At 60.4% G+C, this 17288-nt stretch carries 15 protein-coding genes; 7 read left to right on the forward strand and 8 right to left on the reverse strand.

Annotation, left to right across the window (positions count from 1 at the left end):
- Positions 1 to 156 precede the first annotated feature (156 nt).
- The 3 genes from AC1DM5_RS05020 to AC1DM5_RS05030 are packed head-to-tail and all read right to left on the reverse strand — an operon-like array spanning position 157 to position 3344.
- Positions 157 to 981, reverse strand: a complete 825-nt coding sequence (locus AC1DM5_RS05020; protein ID WP_477819727.1) for a transglutaminase family protein — start codon at positions 979 to 981, stop codon at positions 157 to 159.
- A 12-nt stretch (positions 982 to 993) separates the two neighbouring features.
- Entirely contained in the window at positions 994 to 1935 is a 942-nt protein-coding gene (locus AC1DM5_RS05025; RefSeq protein ID WP_037104808.1) for an alpha-E domain-containing protein, read from the reverse strand.
- A complete protein-coding gene (locus AC1DM5_RS05030) occupies positions 1935 to 3344 on the reverse strand; it encodes a circularly permuted type 2 ATP-grasp protein (protein ID WP_439016134.1) in 1410 nt (469 codons plus the stop codon). The genes AC1DM5_RS05025 and AC1DM5_RS05030 overlap by 1 nt, the downstream gene beginning before the upstream one ends.
- On the opposite strand from AC1DM5_RS05030, the gene AC1DM5_RS05035 reads away from it, so the two are divergent.
- Positions 3322 to 3633, forward strand: a complete 312-nt coding sequence (locus tag AC1DM5_RS05035) for a hypothetical protein (protein WP_439016133.1) — start codon at positions 3322 to 3324, stop codon at positions 3631 to 3633. The two genes, AC1DM5_RS05030 and AC1DM5_RS05035, sit on opposite strands and share 23 nt — an antisense overlap.
- Before the next feature lie 10 nt (positions 3634 to 3643).
- Here AC1DM5_RS05035 and AC1DM5_RS05040 read toward each other — a convergent pair whose 3' ends face one another.
- The 4 genes from AC1DM5_RS05040 to AC1DM5_RS05055 form a co-directional block, all read right to left on the reverse strand.
- The gene (locus AC1DM5_RS05040) at positions 3644 to 5371 is read right to left on the reverse strand and encodes a DEAD/DEAH box helicase (protein ID WP_477819826.1); all 1728 of its coding nucleotides are present in this window, start codon (positions 5369 to 5371) and stop codon (positions 3644 to 3646) included.
- Between the two features lie 206 nt (positions 5372 to 5577).
- Positions 5578 to 6705 (reverse strand): DNA alkylation repair protein, encoded by a 1128-nt coding sequence (locus tag AC1DM5_RS05045; protein ID WP_477819728.1) that lies wholly within the window; start codon positions 6703 to 6705, stop codon positions 5578 to 5580.
- Between the two features lie 14 nt (positions 6706 to 6719).
- Entirely contained in the window at positions 6720 to 7721 is a 1002-nt protein-coding gene (locus AC1DM5_RS05050; protein WP_477974699.1) for a hypothetical protein, read from the reverse strand.
- 214 nt (positions 7722 to 7935) lie between these two features.
- On the reverse strand, positions 7936 to 8253 hold the full coding sequence (locus AC1DM5_RS05055) for a hypothetical protein (protein WP_037104818.1): 318 nt from the start codon (positions 8251 to 8253) through the stop codon (positions 7936 to 7938).
- Positions 8254 to 8593: 340 nt separating this feature from the next.
- Here AC1DM5_RS05055 and AC1DM5_RS05060 point away from each other — a divergent pair, with 340 nt between their 5' ends.
- Positions 8594 to 11983, forward strand: a complete 3390-nt coding sequence (locus tag AC1DM5_RS05060) for a response regulator (protein ID WP_477819731.1) — start codon at positions 8594 to 8596, stop codon at positions 11981 to 11983.
- Here the strand turns inward: AC1DM5_RS05060 and mnmC2 are convergent.
- The gene (gene mnmC2, locus AC1DM5_RS05065) at positions 11977 to 12699 is read right to left on the reverse strand and encodes a tRNA (5-methylaminomethyl-2-thiouridine)(34)-methyltransferase MnmC2 (RefSeq protein WP_477819732.1); all 723 of its coding nucleotides are present in this window, start codon (positions 12697 to 12699) and stop codon (positions 11977 to 11979) included. The two genes, AC1DM5_RS05060 and mnmC2, sit on opposite strands and share 7 nt — an antisense overlap.
- Between mnmC2 and AC1DM5_RS05070 the strand changes: the two genes are divergently transcribed.
- From AC1DM5_RS05070 to alc, 5 genes are all read left to right on the forward strand, one after another.
- Entirely contained in the window at positions 12698 to 13882 is a 1185-nt protein-coding gene (locus AC1DM5_RS05070) for an NAD(P)/FAD-dependent oxidoreductase (RefSeq protein WP_477819733.1), read from the forward strand. The two genes, mnmC2 and AC1DM5_RS05070, sit on opposite strands and share 2 nt — an antisense overlap.
- A gap of 116 nt (positions 13883 to 13998) precedes the next feature.
- A complete protein-coding gene (locus tag AC1DM5_RS05075) occupies positions 13999 to 14706 on the forward strand; it encodes a DUF1045 domain-containing protein (protein WP_477819827.1) in 708 nt (235 codons plus the stop codon).
- Positions 14707 to 14805: 99 nt separating this feature from the next.
- Positions 14806 to 15729 carry an allantoinase PuuE gene (gene puuE, locus AC1DM5_RS05080; protein ID WP_310386751.1) on the forward strand — a complete coding sequence of 308 codons (924 nt, stop codon included), beginning with the start codon at positions 14806 to 14808 and terminating at the stop codon, positions 15727 to 15729.
- Complete coding sequence (gene uraD / locus AC1DM5_RS05085) at positions 15729 to 16226, forward strand: 2-oxo-4-hydroxy-4-carboxy-5-ureidoimidazoline decarboxylase (protein WP_310386753.1); 498 nt, start codon at positions 15729 to 15731, stop codon at positions 16224 to 16226. Before puuE ends, uraD begins: the two co-directional genes overlap by 1 nt.
- Entirely contained in the window at positions 16227 to 17249 is a 1023-nt protein-coding gene (gene alc / locus AC1DM5_RS05090) for an allantoicase (protein WP_477819734.1), read from the forward strand. It begins immediately after the preceding gene.
- Positions 17250 to 17288: the final 39 nt, after the last annotated feature.

The following is a 17288-nucleotide window of genomic DNA, read 5'->3' on the forward strand; positions in this document are numbered from 1 at the left end:
CGCTGTGCGCCGGTGCCCACAAATGCGGGCCTTATGAGCGCACAGCTTCCGCCAGCCGGTTTAAGATCGGGTTAGCTCGAAGTAGAGAATTGGTTGCAACAGCAATTATTGCGTGTTTCAACGCGCATGATGCCGCGGCAAATCGGCCTGCTCTTGTCAGTTCTGGCTTTGGCTCTGCATCTGGCCGCTGTCTTCGACCTTTACGGTGACCGACAGTTTTTCACCTGGAGTGCCGATGCGCATGCCCGACACGGGAGCCGCATCGCGATAGCAGAGGCCGGAAGCCATGCGGACATAGCGGTCGTCCGGGCAGATCTCGTTGGCAGGATCGAAGCCGACCCAGCCGAGGCCTGGAATATGCGCCTCGCCCCAGGCATGGGTGGCAGCCTGATCGACCTTTTCTTCCATCATCAGATAGCCGGAGACGTAGCGCGCCGGAATATCCAGGGCGCGCGCCGCGGTAACGAAGATATGGGCATGGTCCTGGCAGACGCCGGTCTTCCTCTCGAGCGCCTGTTCGGCAGTGGTCTCGGTGCTGCTGGTGCCGGGCCTATACTCTACCGCCTCGTGGATCGCCGCCATCAGGGCATGCATGCGGGCAAGATCGTTCTCGCCGGTTATACCCTTGGTCAGTTCCTTTACCAATTTGCCTGCCTTGGTGAGCGGCGTATCGCGCAGGAAGAGCCAGAGCGGGCAGAAACCGGTATGGGGGCCGGTGACACCGTTGCGGTCTTCAGTCTCGATCTCGCCTTCGGCGACAATGCGCGTCACCTGCTGTTCGCCTTCCAGCGAGACGAGGTTTACATGATTGCCGAACTGGTCGTCATATTCGACTTCCGGCTTGGCGCCTTCGACATGGAGGGACCAGTTGAGCACGGTCTGGCCGATCGTGGTCGGCGGTGTCAGGCGCAGCCGCTGCAGGGAAAACTGCGCCGGTTCGTCGTAGCGGTATTCGGTGAGGTGGCTGATCTTCAGTTTCATGATCTGACCCGCTTAAGCATAGAACCGGTAGCCATCGGAGATTTCGTTGCCGAGCTTGTTGTTTTGAGCGACGAAATCCTCGAGAAACTCATGCAGGCCCTGATCCATGACATCCTTTATCTTCAATGTCTGCAGCGTGGCGCGAATGGCATCCGCCGTATCATGTGCGGCCAGCCGCTCGCCGTAATCCTTGGCAATGTAACCAAGGTTGCTGACGATCTTCTCGTAGCTATAGGCGAGTGAACGCGGCATCTGACCGTTCAGGATCAGGAAGTCGGCAATGTTCATGGCACGGTATTCGCCGTCATAGGCCCAACTGTAGGAGCGGTGGGCGGAGACCGAACGCAGGATCGACTCCCACTGAACGTTGTCGACCGAAGAGCCTACCTGCGAGATCGAGGGCAGCAGCACGTAATATTTCACGTCGAGGATGCGGCTCGTATTGTCCGCACGTTCGATGAAGGTGCCGATGCGGGCGAAATTATAGAGTTCGTTGCGCAGCATCGAACCATGGAAGGCGCCGCGGATGAGGCCGGCGCGATGCTTGATGACATCGATGACCTCGGGCAGTTCTGCCGCCTTCAGTTTTTTCGACAGCAGTTCCTTGAGGTCGATCCAGCATTCGTTGGTCGCTTCCCAGGTCTCGCGTGTCAGCGCGGTGCGCACCATGCGGGCGTTGTTGCGGCCGAAATCGATGCAGGACATGACGCTCGACGCGTTCTGGCGGTCGCGCAACATGTAGTCGATGACATCGGGGCCGGTCAGTTTCGAATGGGTCTCGTCATAGAGTTCGCGCACGCCGGCGCTTTGCAGCACGCCGTCCCAGTTGTCATCACCGGCGTCGCTGCGCGTCAGCGACATGCGCAGGCCGGCATCGACGAGACGTGCAATATTCTCGGCGCGCTCGATGTACCGGAACATCCAGTAGAGCCCGTTTGCAGTTCTTCCGAGCATCAGTCCTCCAATACCCAGGTGTCTTTGGTGCCGCCGCCCTGGCTGGAATTGACAACCAGCGAGCCCTGCTTCAGCGCCACGCGGGTGAGCCCGCCCGGAATGATCTGCACCTTGTCCGAGACCAGCACGTAGGGGCGCAGGTCGACATGGCGGGGTGCTATACCCTTGTTGACGAGGATCGGAACGGTGGAGAGCGAAAGTGTGGGCTGGGCAATGTAATTGCTGGGCTTTGCCTTCAGCTTCTCGGCGAAATCGGCGCGTTCCTTCTTGGAAGCCGTCGGACCGACGAGCATGCCGTAACCGCCCGAGCCATGCACTTCCTTGACGACCAATTCTTCCAGGTGCTCCAGCACATATTTCAGGCTTGATGCTTCTGAACAGCGCCAGGTCGGCACATTCTCGAGGATCGGCTTGCGGCCCGTATAGAACTCGACGATCTCAGGCATGTAGGAATAGATCGCCTTGTCGTCGGAAATACCGGTGCCGGGCGCATTGGCGATGGTGATATTGCCGGAGCGGTAGACATCCATGATGCCGGGAATGCCGAGGGCCGATTCCGGGCGGAAGGTGAGGGGATCGAGGAAGTCGTCGTCGACGCGGCGGTAGAGCACGTCGATCGCCTCATAGCCGCGCGTCGTACGCATCTTCACCTTGCCGTCGATGACGCGCAGATCCGAGCCTTCGACGAGCTCGACACCCATCATGTCGGCGAGGAACGAGTGTTCGTAGTAAGCGGAGTTGTAAATGCCGGGGGTGAGGACGGCGACACGCGGCTTGCCCTTGCAGCCGGGAGGTGCGAGCGACGCCAGGCTCTGGCGCAGGAGATAGGGATAGTCCTCGACGCGCTGCACCTTGTTCTCATGGAAGAGTTCCGGGAACATCTGCATCATGGTTTCCCGGTTTTCCAGCATGTAGCTGACGCCCGAGGGCGTGCGGGCATTATCTTCCAGCACATAGAACTGGTCTTCGCCGGTGCGCACGATATCCGTGCCGACGATATGAGTGTAGACGCCGCCGGGCGGCCGGAAGCCGATCATCTCGGGCAGGAATGCAACGTTCTTTTCGATCAGCTCGCGCGGGATGCGGCCGGCGCGGATGATTTCCTGCTTGTGGTAGATATCATCCAGGAAAGCGTTGAGCGCGATCACCCGCTGCTCGATACCCTGAGCGAGCTTTCGCCATTCGCGGGCAGAGATGATGCGCGGGATGATGTCGAAGGGGATGAGCTTTTCGGAACTGTCGGCGTGGCCGTAAACCGCGAAGGTGATGCCGGTTTTGCGGAAGATGTTTTCAGCGTCGCGGGACTTTGAAATCAGATGTGCCCGGTCTTGGCTGTTGTACCACTCAAAGTATTTTTCATATGGCGTACGGGGACTTTCGTCTCCGGTGATCATTTCATCAAATGCCAAAGGTGTGGCTCCCCTTTTTTCTTCATTTGAATACAACGCAAAAGGCAATGCAAGAACCATGCACAGTTCGCATGGAAGATTCATAAAATCTTCTGCAGTGCGAAAAACCGGTGAAAAACTGGGCATTTATCAAGATCTGGCGCGAGGCGGATTCCTGTCAATCCTGACGTCGCGCACAAAAGATGAGCAGGTGATTATTTCCTGCCCGGGCGACGGATCAAACTCTGCCCGTGCCGGTGACCGAAGGACGGCCAAAAGAAAAGGGCCGGATCGCTCCGGCCCTCACTGATATCACTAGCTTAAGCGCGTTCGCGACGCGGGCCGCCGCCATTGCGGCCCTTGCGGCGCAGACCGCCATTGCCCTCGCGGCGCTGTTCGCCCTGCGGCTGCTGGTCGCCGTGATTGCGCGGCGGGCGGCCATGGACGTGCTGCTTGTTACCGCGATGATGGCCGGTTGCCTCAGCCGGCTGAGCCGGGCGCTGCTGCTGATTGCGGGCAGGGCGGAAATCCGAGGTCGAAACCAGATCATTGTCCGGGCCGTGATCCGGCGCCTGCTCGTTGCGGCGCTGGCCACGGAAATCCTGATTGCGGTTGTTGTGCTGAGGGCGGGCGCGGCGCTCTTCGCCGGCGCGCACTTCAGTGACGTCGCCATCGTTACGCGGACGGCGATCACCATGGCCGGCGGGACGGCCGCCATTGCGGGTTTCGCTGCGTCCGCCTTCACGACGTTCGCCGCCGCGGTGGCCACCTTCGCGACGCTCGCCACCTTCACCACGGCCACCTGGGCCGCGCTGCTGGTTCTGGCCGCGGCCGCGATTGTTGGCACGGGGAGCGGCACGCATATCAGCCGGCGGTTCGCCGCTGGCAACGGCAATGTCGATGCCCATCAGCTTTTCGATGTCGCGCAGCAGGCGGGCTTCGTCGGGTGCGCAGAAGGCAATTGCGATACCATCGCGGCCGGCACGGGCCGTGCGGCCGATGCGGTGGACGTATGCTTCCGCCACTTCCGGCAGGTCGTAGTTGAAGACGTGGCTGACGGCAGGGATATCGATGCCGCGAGCGGCGACGTCGGTTGCGATCAGCGTCTTGATGGCGCCGTCGCGGAAGCCCTTCAGCGCGCGTTCGCGCTGGCCCTGGCTCTTGTTGCCATGGATGGATGCGACGGAATAGCCGACCTGCTCCAGATGCTTGGCGAGCTTTTCAGCGCCGTGCTTGGTGCGCAGGAAGACGATGGCGCGGCCATCAGGGTTTTCGGTCAGCGACTTCTTCAAGAGAACCGTCTTGTCGTTCTTGCCTGGAACGAAGTGCACATACTGCTCGACCTTGTCGGCAGCCTTGCCCGGAGGCGTCACTTGGACCGTGACCGGATCGGTCAGGTAGTCGCCGGCGAGATCGGCAATCGCCTTCGGCATGGTTGCCGAGAAGAGCATGGTCTGGCGGCGCTTCGGCACCATCTTGGCGATCTTGCGCAGGTCATGCACGAAGCCGAGATCGAGCATCTGGTCGGCTTCATCGAGCACGAGGTAGCGCACGGCCGTCAGTGTAATGGCATTGCGGTTGCAGAGATCGAGCAGGCGGCCGGGAGTGGCGACGAGGATATCGGAGCCGCGCTCGAGCTGAAGCTGCTGCTTGTTGATGGAAACGCCGCCGACGACGACGTTGATGCGCAGCGGCGACTTGCGGATGAATTTTCTGAGACTGTCGGCGATCTGGTTCACCAGTTCGCGGGTCGGCGCCAGGATCAGCGTGCGGACGGAGCGATTGTCCGGACGCTTCTCTTCCTTGAGCAGGCGCTCGATGAGCGGCAGGCCGAAAGCAGCGGTCTTGCCGGTGCCGGTCTGGGCAAGGCCGATCAGGTCACGGCCCTGGATGAGGAGGGGGATAGCCTGTTCCTGAATGGGCGTCGGCGTTTCGATGCCGAGCTGGAACAGAGTGGCGACGACCGGCTTGGAGACACCGAGCGATTCAAAATTGGTCAAGTCATAACCTTTTAGGGCGCGCCAAACGAAAACGCCGGATCGCCGAATGCGGTCCGGTGTTAATCTGGCGTCAAGAACCCCGCGTGAAATGGGAACTTGTAAGTTGGAAAAAGCTTCCAGCGCGTCTTGCCGCTCTTGGGTGCGACATTATCAGAATGCGCTCTATCCTTCTTCAGCGTCTATCGCAGTGGCACGCTCACGCGGCGGCCGGAAGGTGAAAGCTGAGCGCCATGTGGTCTATTTCCCACTGAAAGTCAAGGGGATCGGCCGACAATGACCTCTGAGGGCATGGAAAGGACGAAATTTCCCGAGGCCGTCTCGGTACCGTTGACGAGAATGACGATGCGATGTTCGCCGGGATAGTAGCGCCGCGTCGTGATCGGCCGCATGGCGTGGCGGCGCTGCACGATATGGTCTTCGCCCGCTTCCAGCGTGACGGTCTTCCATTTGAAGACCTTGGGAGAGAGCGAGCCGTCGGCCTTCACATGGTGGATCGCGTAGTCGATCATCAGTGATTGCGCGATATCGCCGGCATTGCGCAGGCGGATTTCGAAATCCAGCCCTTCGCCGAAAAGCACCGCCGGGTTCGCGAGCAGCAAGTTGCACTCCAGCGATGCGGCCGCGCCGAAGCCGAAATTGGCGAGCGCCCGGGCATGACCCTTTTTCAGAAGGGTGCGGGAAGCATGTTTCAGCAGCCAGCGGCGCTCGGCAGAAGCGCCTTCGATATGCTTGGCGATAAAGGCCGCGACGAGATCCGGATGATCCTTGGCGATATCGTTCAGGCTGTTTGCCACTGAACGGCGAACATAATCTTCGGGATCGTCCATCAGCGCAGTCAGAATCGGCAGGATGGGAGAAGGGTCCGTGATCAACCGCGGCAGGCGCATCGCCCAGGGCAGGCGCGGGCGGGTGCCCTCGCTCGCCAGCCGGCGGACATGGTGGTCGGGATCGCCGACCCAGCTGGAGATGATGGCGAGCGCGCGCTGCTGATCGCGATGGATGAAAGGGCGGATGCCGAATTCGGCGGTGAAATGCGGCGTCAACCCCTTCAGGAGATCGATACCGAGGTCGAAATGATCGGGGCCGCGGGCGGCGATGAATTGGTTGACCGGCAGGAGCATCCAACCTGAGAGTCCCACCCTGCCTGATATCGGAAGGCTCGCCTTTAGGATGGCGGCGGCCTCAGGAAAATCCTCGGGAAGGGTTGTAAACAGCGCGTCGCGGATCAGCGCCGAGCGCTCCATCAGCTCCAGAGCTGCGAGGCCGTCGGTCGCGAGCCTTATGAAGCGCTCCTTATCGAAGGACGGTGCGTTGCCGGCAATGCGATCGGCCATATCGCCGACCAGCCCTTCATGTAGCAGGTTCTTGAGCGGTTCCGGCATGGTGGTCCTCCTACCTATCTGGCGGCCGCAAACGGCAAGTTCGGATAGAGCCGTTTAATAACGGCGCACCGCATCGCGATAGCGAGATCGTCGTGAAAGATTTCCAGCGCTTTGCTCGCTTCGTTTGGTACGAGCCAACCGTCAGCAAGACGCCAGTGGCGGAAGAACAGCCAGTCCAGTTCGATCTGGCATAGGAACTCCAAACCTCTTCTTGCTTGTTCGGGAGTGTCGGGTGGGCCTATCCACGCGTTCGGCCCAAATTTAGCGCGCGACTCCTCTACAGCTGCCGCACTGCGCTTCACCGCTGCCGTGACATCCGCGTCGGTGATGGTGACAAGTTTGTCCATTTCGGCGCGGATATCAGCCGGGATCGTAGCGAGAGCTTGCTCAGCCGCAGCAGAAAAACGGGGATCGAAGGTGAAAGCCATTTCCCACTCCTCTGGCCAGTCTCGCCAGAATACGGTTTCAGCAATCTCCGTCCAACGGCCTTCGGCCAGCAGCCCCAATGCCCGAAGGACGGACAAGACCTCGGGTGTTGCTAACGCAGGACCAAGACCGTTTGCAGCCCCGATATTCGGCGGAGGCGGAGGCGGAGGTGGTGCGCATATCCGGTAAATGAGAAAGGCGCCCGTCGGCAGGGGCGCGCTGCCGTCTTGCAGGTGATAAGATAGCAACCTCTGTTGTGCCGCCAGTCGAAGCACTGAGACGCACAGGTCGTCCCAACGCGGTAGCTCTTCAGGTAGTCTGGCATTCTTACGCGGGATTGCGCCTCCGCTGGTTTTATCGGCCTGGCCAAGTGCCACCAGCGCTTCGCAGCTGATCTCGTAGGCCGTTAGGGCCATATCGTTCCAACCCTCTTCCTCATCGTCGCGAGGGAGGTTTCGGGATAGAAAATCGATTACTTCGGCCGCCCAACCGGCAGCTGCGGTGTTCGTGGCCATTCCGTCTCTGCCCATCTGCATGCCAATATCTGGCTGAATGCTTGAAATGCGATCGATAGCGAAAGCAAAATGCATGAACGCTACGGGCGGATTACTAGCTGCCTTCTATGATATTTGACAGAGCGACGAACAGATTGGTCAGCGCGGAATTGTTGCTCCGGCGTTGTGGAGCAAAGGCGTTTCATCGGATTGAGTGATGCCGTAGCCATGACGCTATCGGCACTGATGCCGAAACTCGCCATTGCATGGCCCGGCGCCGCCGGGAGGGCAAGTGGCGCCGGGAAGAGACTCAGCGCCTGCAGACTTCGATGCGATAGGGTTGGCCCCAGCGATCGTAGCGCCATTCAGGATGGCAGAAGCGCGGGCCGTAATAGGCGGGATAGGCGGGATAGTAGGCATAAGGTTGTGGATAATACGCATAGGGCCCGGGGTAAGCAGGACGCGAGGCGATCGCCCCACCCACGACGCCGCCGACGACACCACCGGCAAGGCCGCCCCAGAAGGCATTGCCGGAATGGGCGTTTGCGGTCCCGGCCGTTGCCAGCGAAGCGCCGGCAAATGTCAGTGCAATCAGGCCCGCCGCCATTGTCTTATGAAGAACGGACATGTCGAATTCCTTTCGTGGTAGGCTCGTCATTGAAGCCATTGCCAGAATCGGCKCCGATCGCGGCGCGCTGATGGTCGCGCAAGCCGCGTCGGGATTAAATTTTCTCCATGCTTGGTCATTGCCAGGCCGGGATCCTCCCCGTGGCCCGGTGGCGTTTTTCTCGGTGAATCTTCAAATCATTTCAGTTTCGTGCAAGCCTTTATTGTCACTCTGATTCATCAACTTCATGAGCCGGCTTGGAATTTTTGCCAGTGGAATTTTATGGTTAACAGCTTGTTAAAAGCCTTGGCGTTATAGTTGTTCTAGGGGATATTTCGTTCATTGCGGGAGTGAAGATTTTTTGAATTTTACCGGGGAACTCTTGGAGCTGGCCTGCCGCCGGATCGCTGATCTGGATACCCCGGCCTATGTCAAAAACAGCGAACTCCGCTATGTCGCCGTCAACGAGGCCTATGCCCGCTTCTTCGGTCGCGAGATTTCCGATTTCATCGGGCGGCGCAGCCGCGAACTCTTCGACCGGCCGGAAGAAGAGGAGCGCGAGGATCGCGAACGCCGTGCGCTGGTGTTCGGTACGGAAGAGAGCGCCATCTCCTTCGATGCCGCCGGGCTCAGCCATGAGCGCGTGCTGATCGAAAGCTTTTCGCCTTCCCAGGACCGGGCCTATGTGCTCGGCATCTTCGATGCACGCGAACCGCGCCGCGCCATTCCCGAGGCTGCCGATGCGATGGCGACCGATCTCGGCCGCATCCGCGAGACGCTCGAAAATCTCGATCATCCGATCGGTATCTTTGCCGATGACGGCCGGCCGCTGATCGTCAACGCGGCCTATCGGAGTGGCAGCAGGTATGCGCCAGACGGCAGCAAGCCTGCGCCTGTGGGTGAGACTGCCTGGCATGAGAGTGTGCGGGAGCGCGATCTGCTGCGCACCATCATGGAGGATCTTCCGGTCGCCGCCTTCGTGCGAGACGAGGACCACCGGCTGGTCTATGCCAACCAGTATTACGAGACCTTCACCGGCCATGCCCGCTCCAAGGTACTCGGCCTGACCGAGCACGACATGTTCGGGCAGGAGGCAGGTGAGGCGATCTACCGGGAAAACCTGCGGGCGCTGAAAAACGGCGCACTGACCGAGGTCGAGAGCACCCTGCCGAATACCGACGGCGAAATCTTCCAGGTGATCTCCCGCGTCAACCGGGTCGTAACACCTGATGGCAAGCACTATGTCGTCGGCTCCTTCTCCGACATCACGCCGCTGAAGGCGCGCGAGAAGGAACTGATCGAGGCGCGCAAGCATGAGGAAGTGCTGCATCAGGAAATCGAGAGCATCCTGCGCTCGCTTCCGGTCGGCGTCCTCATCCTCGACAACGACCACACCATTCTCTACGTCAATGACGAGTTCTACAGCATCTGGGAGCTGCCGCTCGACGACCGTTTCGATGGGCGGCCGTTCATCGATGTCATCAAGCGCAATTACGAACTCGGCCGCTACGGTGAGACGCAAACACCGGAGGAGATCTACGAATTTCGCAAGGGGCTTTTCGAGGCTGACAATCCGGAGCCGATCGAGCTTGACTGGGCCGCGGGCAAATCGGTCATTTTCGACAGCCGGCGCATTTCCAGCAACCGTATCCTGCTGACCTATTCGGATATTTCCTCAGTGCGTGAGCGCGAGAGAGAAATCCACGAGGCGCGTGCGGCGCTGGAAAATCTCGGCGAGATGATGCGAGATGCGACGCATGCCATGCCGCAGGGGCTTGCGATCGTCCAGGACGGCCTGATCAAGCTTTCCAATGACGGGCTGGCCGAGGTGCTGCACATTCCGGCCGAGCTGACGGGAGTTGGCAGGGAATGGATCGATCTCTTCCAGTTCTGCGCCAATCGCGGCGATTTCCACGACAGGGCGGTCGAAACGCTGGAGGGGTGGCGTGCCAATATCGCCGCGCGTCAGCCGATCTCCACCGTCTTCCACGTCGGCGGCGAGCGCTGGGTGAACATGGAAGCCACCATCAGCGAACGTCAGCACTGGGTGGCGCTGTTTACTGACGTCACCGAGCTCAAACGGCGCGAGGAGGAACTGACGCAGCTTCTGTCGCGCGCCGAGGCCGCCGACCGCGCCAAGTCGGAATTCCTTGCCAATATGAGCCATGAGATCCGCACGCCGATGAACGGCGTGCTCGGCATGGCGGAACTACTTGCCAAGACCAATCTCGATACCCGCCAGAAGACCTTCGTCGATATCATCGTCAAGTCAGGCAATGCGCTGCTGACGATCATCAACGACATCCTCGATTTCTCGAAGATCGATGCCGGGCAGATGAAGCTGCGCAAGGCGGCCTTCGATCTGATCGAGGCTGTCGAGGATGTGGCGACGCTCCTTTCCTCGCCCGCTGCCGAGAAGGATATCGAGCTTCTGGTGCGCGCGGCGCCCGATCTGCCGGCAGCCGTCATCGGCGATGCCGGGCGCTTCCGCCAGATCGTTACGAACCTCGTCGGCAATGCGGTGAAATTTACCGAGCGCGGCCATGTCTTCGTCGATATCGGCTCGGAGCAATCCGCCGGCGGCGAGATCATGATCAGCATCCGCATCGAGGATACCGGCATCGGCATTCCGCCCGAGAAAGTGGAAACGGTCTTCGACAAATTCTCGCAGGTCGATGCCTCATCGACCCGGCGGCATGAGGGCACGGGCCTAGGCCTTGCGATCACTGCCGGTCTCGTCGATCTTTTCGGCGGTTACATCGATGTCGAAAGCGAATGGGGCAAGGGTTCGGTCTTTACCGTCAAGCTGCCTTTCGCGGTCGCCGCCGCCCGCATCGAGCCGAAGCCCTTGCCGATCAATGTGCAGGGTGCGCGCGTCCTCGTCGTCGATGACAATGAGGTCAATCGCCGGATCCTCACCGAACAGCTCGGCCTCTGGGGCTTTGACGGCGTTGCCGCAGAGGGCGGCGCCACGGGCTTTGCCATTCTGGAGGCTGCCGCTGATCTCGGCATCAAGGTCGATGCCGTCGTGCTCGATTATCATATGCCCGACATGAACGGCGCCGAAGTCGCCCGCCGCCTTCGCGCTGATAGCCGTTTCGTGGAGCTGCCGATCATCTTCCTGACCTCGATGGATATTTCCGGAACGGAGAAGGAGTTTGCGGCGCTGAACGGCCATGCGCATCTGATGAAACCGGCGCGCGCCAACTTGCTGCGCAATACGGTCGTCGAGGTGGTGCGGGCAAGCCGCGTCAAACAAGCCTCCGAGGCCGAGATTGCGCGGCTGCAGAAAGAGATCGAGGTGCTGCCGCCGGCACCCGCACCTGCTCCGCAAAGACGAGCTGCCGAATTCGTCGATGTTCTCGTCGCCGAGGACAATGAGGTCAACCAGATCGTCTTCACGCAAATTCTGCAGGGAACCGGGCTTTCCTTCCTCGTCGTCAACAACGGCGAGGAAGCGGTGGAGGCCTGGGAGCGTCATACTCCGCGGCTGATCATGATGGATGTCTCGATGCCAGTCATGAACGGCCATCAGGCGACCAGGCTGATCCGCGAGAGGGAACAGGGGCAGGGGCATCGTGTGCCCGTTATCGGCGTCACCGCGCATGCGCTGGAAAGCGACCGCGAGCTTTGCCTCGATGCCGGCATGGACGATTACATGTCCAAGCCGATCAGCCCGGAACTTCTGGAAGACAAGATTCGCCAGTGGCTTGGTGGTGGCGAATTGCAGCCGGGCCGCTCCGGCTACTGAGGCTTTACCCCGCAGAGCATTTCCCGCTTGCCGGCAAACCCCTTGCGACGCTCGACAATAAAGCCGGCGGCCGCGAGATTGCGGCGCACGAAACCCGCGGCGGCATAGGTCGCGAAACTTCCGCCAGCAGCAGTCTTTTCGCAGACGAGATGCATCAGCTCTTCCGACCACATATCGCTGTTGCGCGAGGGGGCGAAGCCGTCGAGATACCAGGCGTCGAATTCGGGAGCAGCTTCAGAAACCCCGTCGAAGGCTCCGCCGCAGACAACGCTGAGCTTTGTCTGGTTGTCCAGATCGAGCGCGACGATGCCCTCGGGATTATCCGGCCAGATGGTGGCCAGCGCCTGCCGTTCGGCATCGATCTCAGGCCAATGGGCAAGCGCGCGGTCGATTTCCGCGCGGCGCATCGGATAGAGCTCGAAGGACATGAAATGCAGATGCTGGCCGGGCTGGCGGCAAAGCTTCCATTGCCGCCAGGTCTCCGAGAAATTCAGCCCGGTGCCGAAGCCGAGTTCGCCAATGAGAAACGTTGGGCGGCCGCTCCATCGATCAGGCAGGCCGTTTCCCGAGAGGAAGACGTGGCCGCATTCCAGCCGTCCGTCGGTCTGGCAATAAAAATGGTCGCCAAAGGCGGTCGAATAGGGCATATCGCCGTCGCGCCATTCGAGGGGCTGCGGCTTGCCCGCGCCGATCTGATCGGGATTGATGTCTGTCATGGAAAAAGCCGATAATCCCGCCCCGGCCTCGGGTCAATCATCGATCGATCTCCTCATCGTCGGCGGCGGCATTATGGGCCTATGGGCAGCCGTCCATGCCGAGCGCCGCGGTATCAGCACTCTGCTTGTCGATGCAGGTCTGCTCGGCAGTGGCGCAAGCGGCGGACTGCTCGGCGCCCTGATGCCGCATATGCCGGATCGCTGGTCGGAAAAGAAGCAGTTTCAGTTCGATGCACTGGTTTCGCTGGAGGCCGAGATTGCGGCCATTGAGGCGGAAACCGGGTTATCAGCCGGTTATCGGCGATCGGGCAGGCTCATCCCGCTGCCGAAGCAGCATCTGCGCAAGATCGCGCTTGGCCATTCCAAGGATGCCGAGGTTCACTGGAGAGCGGGAGAGCGGCGTTTCCATTGGCATGTGCTGGATAGGCCACCCGGGGAAGGCTGGATCGGAATCGATTCAGTCGCCGGCGAGAGTGGTTTCGTGCATGACACGCTTGCCGCTCGTGTCGCGCCACGCTCGCTGGTGGCAGCACTTGTCGCCTTTCTGGGCAACGCACGGCATGTGCGGATGCTGGAGAATACGGAAATAGCAGAGCTCGATCCGGCGCGGGGAACGGCCTCGATCGACGGCGGGACGATCGCCTTCGGCCGCTGTATCCTTGCAGCGGGATATCGCTCGTTTCCCTTTCTGGAAAAACTGACGCCCGGGTTGCGGAAACCTCTCGGGCAAGCCGTGAAGGGGCAGGCGGCCCTGCTTGCCGCCGATATCGATCCCGCCTTGCCGACAATCTTCCGCGATGGGCTTTATGTGGTCGCGCATGAGGGAGGGCACGTGGCTGTTGGTAGCACCAGCGAGAACAGCTTTGCCGATCCGTTTTCCACCGATGAACAACTCGACGCGCTGATCGAAGCCGCCCGTGATATGGTGCCAGTGCTGCGCGATGCGCCTGTCATCGAGCGCTGGGCCGGATTGCGTCCCAAGGCGATAGACCGCGATCCGATGGTTGGACGACATCCGGAGAATCACAATCTCGTCGCCCTGACGGGTGGTTTCAAGGTCAGTTTCGGGCTCGCGCATCGGCTGGCGGAAGCGGCGATATGCATTGCAAGCGATGCAAATGCAGAATTTTTGTTGCCGGAAAGCTTTGCAATTTCAAACCACATAACAATCTCTTCACGTTAAACGTGAATTAGAAGCCGCTCCGCTTCGTTATTCTGTCATGCAAATCACCTATCAGCTTGCGCATCGACGGCGCGGGACGGGATCCCGCGCTCATTTCATCCGATGGAGGAAATCGCATGCGCTATGCCATTTGCTTCACGCCCCCCGCGAGCGATCCGCTCTCGCATGTGGCGGCCAATTGGCTTGGCCGCAACGTATTTTCAGGTGATATGGTCGAGCCCCCGGCAATCCGCGGCCTCGGGATCCATGAGATCGCCTTTCATACGGCAGTGCCGCGTCGCTATGGGTTTCACGGCGTGCTGAAGGCCCCTTTCCACCTCTCGTCCGAGGTTTCCGAATCGCAACTGCTGCGCGATCTGATGCGCTTTTGCGGGACGCTTTCGCCCTTCCAGATTCCGCGTCTGGAAGTTGCGCGCCTCGGCACGTTCTACAGCCTGTCACCGATCCGTCCTTGCGATCAGGTTCACTACCTCGCATCTGCTATCGTCCAGGAGTTCGACCGGTTTCGTGCGCCGCTCTCCGAGGCGGATATCGAGCGCAGCGATCCGGATGAACTGTCGGCCGCGCAATTCACGAACCTGCATCGCTGGGGCAATCCCTACGTGATGGACGAGTTCCGCTTTCATATGCCGGTCACAGGTCCGGTCAACGCGGTCGACATGCCGCGTATCGAGCAGGCGCTGCGGTCACTGTTCGATCCAGTGCTTGCCGAACCGGTGACGGTCTCGAATGTCGCGCTGATGATCGAGGAGGGCACCGGCGGCCCGTTCCGGGTACACTCGCTGCATCCGATGGGCAAGGTCAGCGCGCGCAAAATCGCCTGAGGCGCGCGCCTCAGGCCGAAGGCCAGTTACGCACTTTTACGGCTCGACATTCCGCTCACGGATGCTACCGTTTCACCTGTCTTTTCAAAAGGTGATTTGATGGTATCCGAGACCTATCCGCGCAATCTCATCGGCTACGGGCGCAATACGCCCGATCCGAAGTGGCCCGGCGAGGCACGCGTCGCAGTGCAGTTCGTCATCAATTACGAGGAGGGCGGCGAGAGCTCCATCCTCGACGGGGATCCGGCTTCGGAAAACCTGCTGTCTGAAATCGTCGGCGCGCAGCCCTGGCCGAACCAGCGCAATCTCAACATGGAGTCGATCTACGAATACGGCTCCCGCGCCGGCTTCTGGCGGCTCTGGCGTCTTTTCACCGATCTCAAGGTGCAGGCGACCGTCTATGGCGTGACGCTTGCCATGGCCCGCAATCCGGAAGCGGTGGCTGCCATGAAGGAAGCGGGCTGGGAGATCGCCAGCCACGGCTATCGCTGGCTGGAATACAAGGATTTCCCCGAGGATCTGGAGCGCAAGCACATTCTCGAAGCCGTGCGTCTGCATACCGAGCTGACCGGTGAGCGGCCCTATGGCATGTATCAGGGCAAGCCCTCCGACAATACGCTGAAGCTGGTTCAGGAGGAGGGTGGTTTCCTTTATTCGTCGGATTCTTATGCTGACGATCTGCCCTATTGGGTGAAGGGCATCGACGAAAATCCCTTCCTCATCATTCCCTATACGCTCGAAACCAACGACATGCGGTTTGCCACGCCGCAGGGCTTCAATTCCGGTGACCAGTTCTTCACCTACCTCAAGGACGCCTTCGATACGCTCTACGAGGAAGGCAAGGAGGGTAGTCCGAAGATGATGTCGGTCGGCCTGCACTGCCGTCTCGTCGGCCGGCCGGGACGCGTGGCGTCGCTGAGGCGCTTCATGGAATATGTGCTGAAGCACGACAAGGTCTGGATCCCTCGCCGTATCGAGATCGCGCGGCACTGGCATGCGAACCATAAGCCGGAAACAGTCTGATGATTTCGCGCAACGAATTTGTGTCCCGCTTCGGTGGGGTGTTCGAGCATTCGCCCTTCATCGCAGAACGGGCTTATGACGATGGCTTTGTCGGCGACAAGCTGACGGTGGATCGTGTGCACACGGAGCTCGTCGCCATTTTCCGCGCCGCGAGCAGGGAGGAACGCCTCGGCGTCTTGCGTGCTCATCCCGATCTTGCCGGGCGGCTGGCGATATCGGGTGAGCTGACTGAAGACAGCAAAAAGGAACAGGCTGGTGCCGGGCTCGACCGGTTGAGCCCTGCCGAGCATGCGCGTTTCACCGAGCTTAATTCCGCCTATACGCAGAAATTCGGCTTTCCCTTCATCATCGCGGTGAAGGGGCTGAACAAGGACGATATCCTTGCCGCTTTCGAAAAGCGGATCGACAATACCAGCGACGAAGAATTCGTGACTGCGGCAGCTGAGGTCGAAAAGATCGCGTTGCTGCGCCTGACATCCATGCTTCCGGAGACCTGAATGACCGCTACGACCGATACCAGCCTGCCAGCTTTCGCCACGGGCGCCATCAATCTTGCCTCGGCCCGTCTCGGCGCCAAAGGTCTCTACGCCACGGACGAATTCTTCGCGCCGCTGGAGCGCATGCTGCAGGATGTGCCGGCAAGCTTCGATCCGGATCTCTATGACGATAACGGCAAGTACATGGACGGCTGGGAAAGCCGTCGCAAGCGCGTTCCCGGCCATGACTGGGCAATCGTGAAGCTCGCCATGCCAGGCCGCATCTTCGGCTTCGATGTCGATACCAGCTATTTCACCGGCAACTATCCGCCGCATTGCTCGATCGAAGCTGCCTTCGTCGAGAGCGGCGACCCGACCGACACGACCGCATGGACCGAAATCCTGGCAAAGTCGCCGCTCGGCTCCAGCGCGCATCATTTCTTCGAAAATGCCGACAAGGAGAAGATCTGGACGCATCTTCGCCTGCATATTTACCCGGACGGAGGCGTGGCGCGTCTGCGCGTCTATGGTTCAGCCTATTTCGATTGGTCGAAGGTCGGCGCGGGCGAGGAGATCGACCTTGCCTATATTTTCAACGGCGCGAAATCGCTTGCCTGGTCGGATGCGCATTACGGCCATCCCGACAAGCTGCTCGGCCCCGGCCGCGGCCTCAACATGGGCGACGGCTGGGAAACCAAGCGGCGGCGCGGCCCGGGTCACGACTGGGCGATCATCCGCCTCGGCCATGCTGGCACGATCAAGCGCGTGATCGTCGATACGGCCTTCTACAAGGGCAATTTCCCCGACACCTGCGAACTCCTGGGCGCCTATCTGCCTGATCTCGGCGATACGCTCTCGGAAGCCGATATTGCCGCATCGGAAAACTGGAAGCCGATCCTGCCGCGCAGCAAGCTGCAGATGGATCACATCCATGAATATGGCAGCGATACGATCGCCGATATCGGTCCCATCACGCATGTGCGCTATGCCATGCATCCTGACGGAGGCACGATGCGGCTTCGGCTCTATGGGGTGAAGGCTTGAGTTCTTTCCTCTTTCAGCCACGTCCCTTATATTCGCGGC

The sequence above is a fragment of the Rhizobium sp. 01T437 genome (assembly GCF_056398505.1).

Coding starts and splice junctions, on each gene's coding strand:
- AC1DM5_RS05020 (WP_477819727.1), bottom strand. CDS start 981: ATGAAACTGAAGATCAGCCACCTCACCGAATACCGCTACGACGAACCG.
- AC1DM5_RS05025 (WP_037104808.1), bottom strand. CDS start 1,935: ATGCTCGGAAGAACTGCAAACGGGCTCTACTGGATGTTCCGGTACATC.
- AC1DM5_RS05045 (WP_477819728.1), bottom strand. CDS start 6,705: ATGCCGGAACCGCTCAAGAACCTGCTACATGAAGGGCTGGTCGGCGAT.
- AC1DM5_RS05050 (WP_477974699.1), bottom strand. CDS start 7,721: ATGCATTTTGCTTTCGCTATCGATCGCATTTCAAGCATTCAGCCAGAT.
- AC1DM5_RS05055 (WP_037104818.1), bottom strand. CDS start 8,253: ATGTCCGTTCTTCATAAGACAATGGCGGCGGGCCTGATTGCACTGACA.
- AC1DM5_RS05070 (WP_477819733.1), top strand. CDS start 12,698: ATGGAAAAAGCCGATAATCCCGCCCCGGCCTCGGGTCAATCATCGATC.
- mnmC2 (WP_477819732.1), bottom strand. CDS start 12,699: ATGACAGACATCAATCCCGATCAGATCGGCGCGGGCAAGCCGCAGCCC.
- AC1DM5_RS05075 (WP_477819827.1), top strand. CDS start 13,999: ATGCGCTATGCCATTTGCTTCACGCCCCCCGCGAGCGATCCGCTCTCG.
- puuE (WP_310386751.1), top strand. CDS start 14,806: ATGGTATCCGAGACCTATCCGCGCAATCTCATCGGCTACGGGCGCAAT.
- uraD (WP_310386753.1), top strand. CDS start 15,729: ATGATTTCGCGCAACGAATTTGTGTCCCGCTTCGGTGGGGTGTTCGAG.
- alc (WP_477819734.1), top strand. CDS start 16,227: ATGACCGCTACGACCGATACCAGCCTGCCAGCTTTCGCCACGGGCGCC.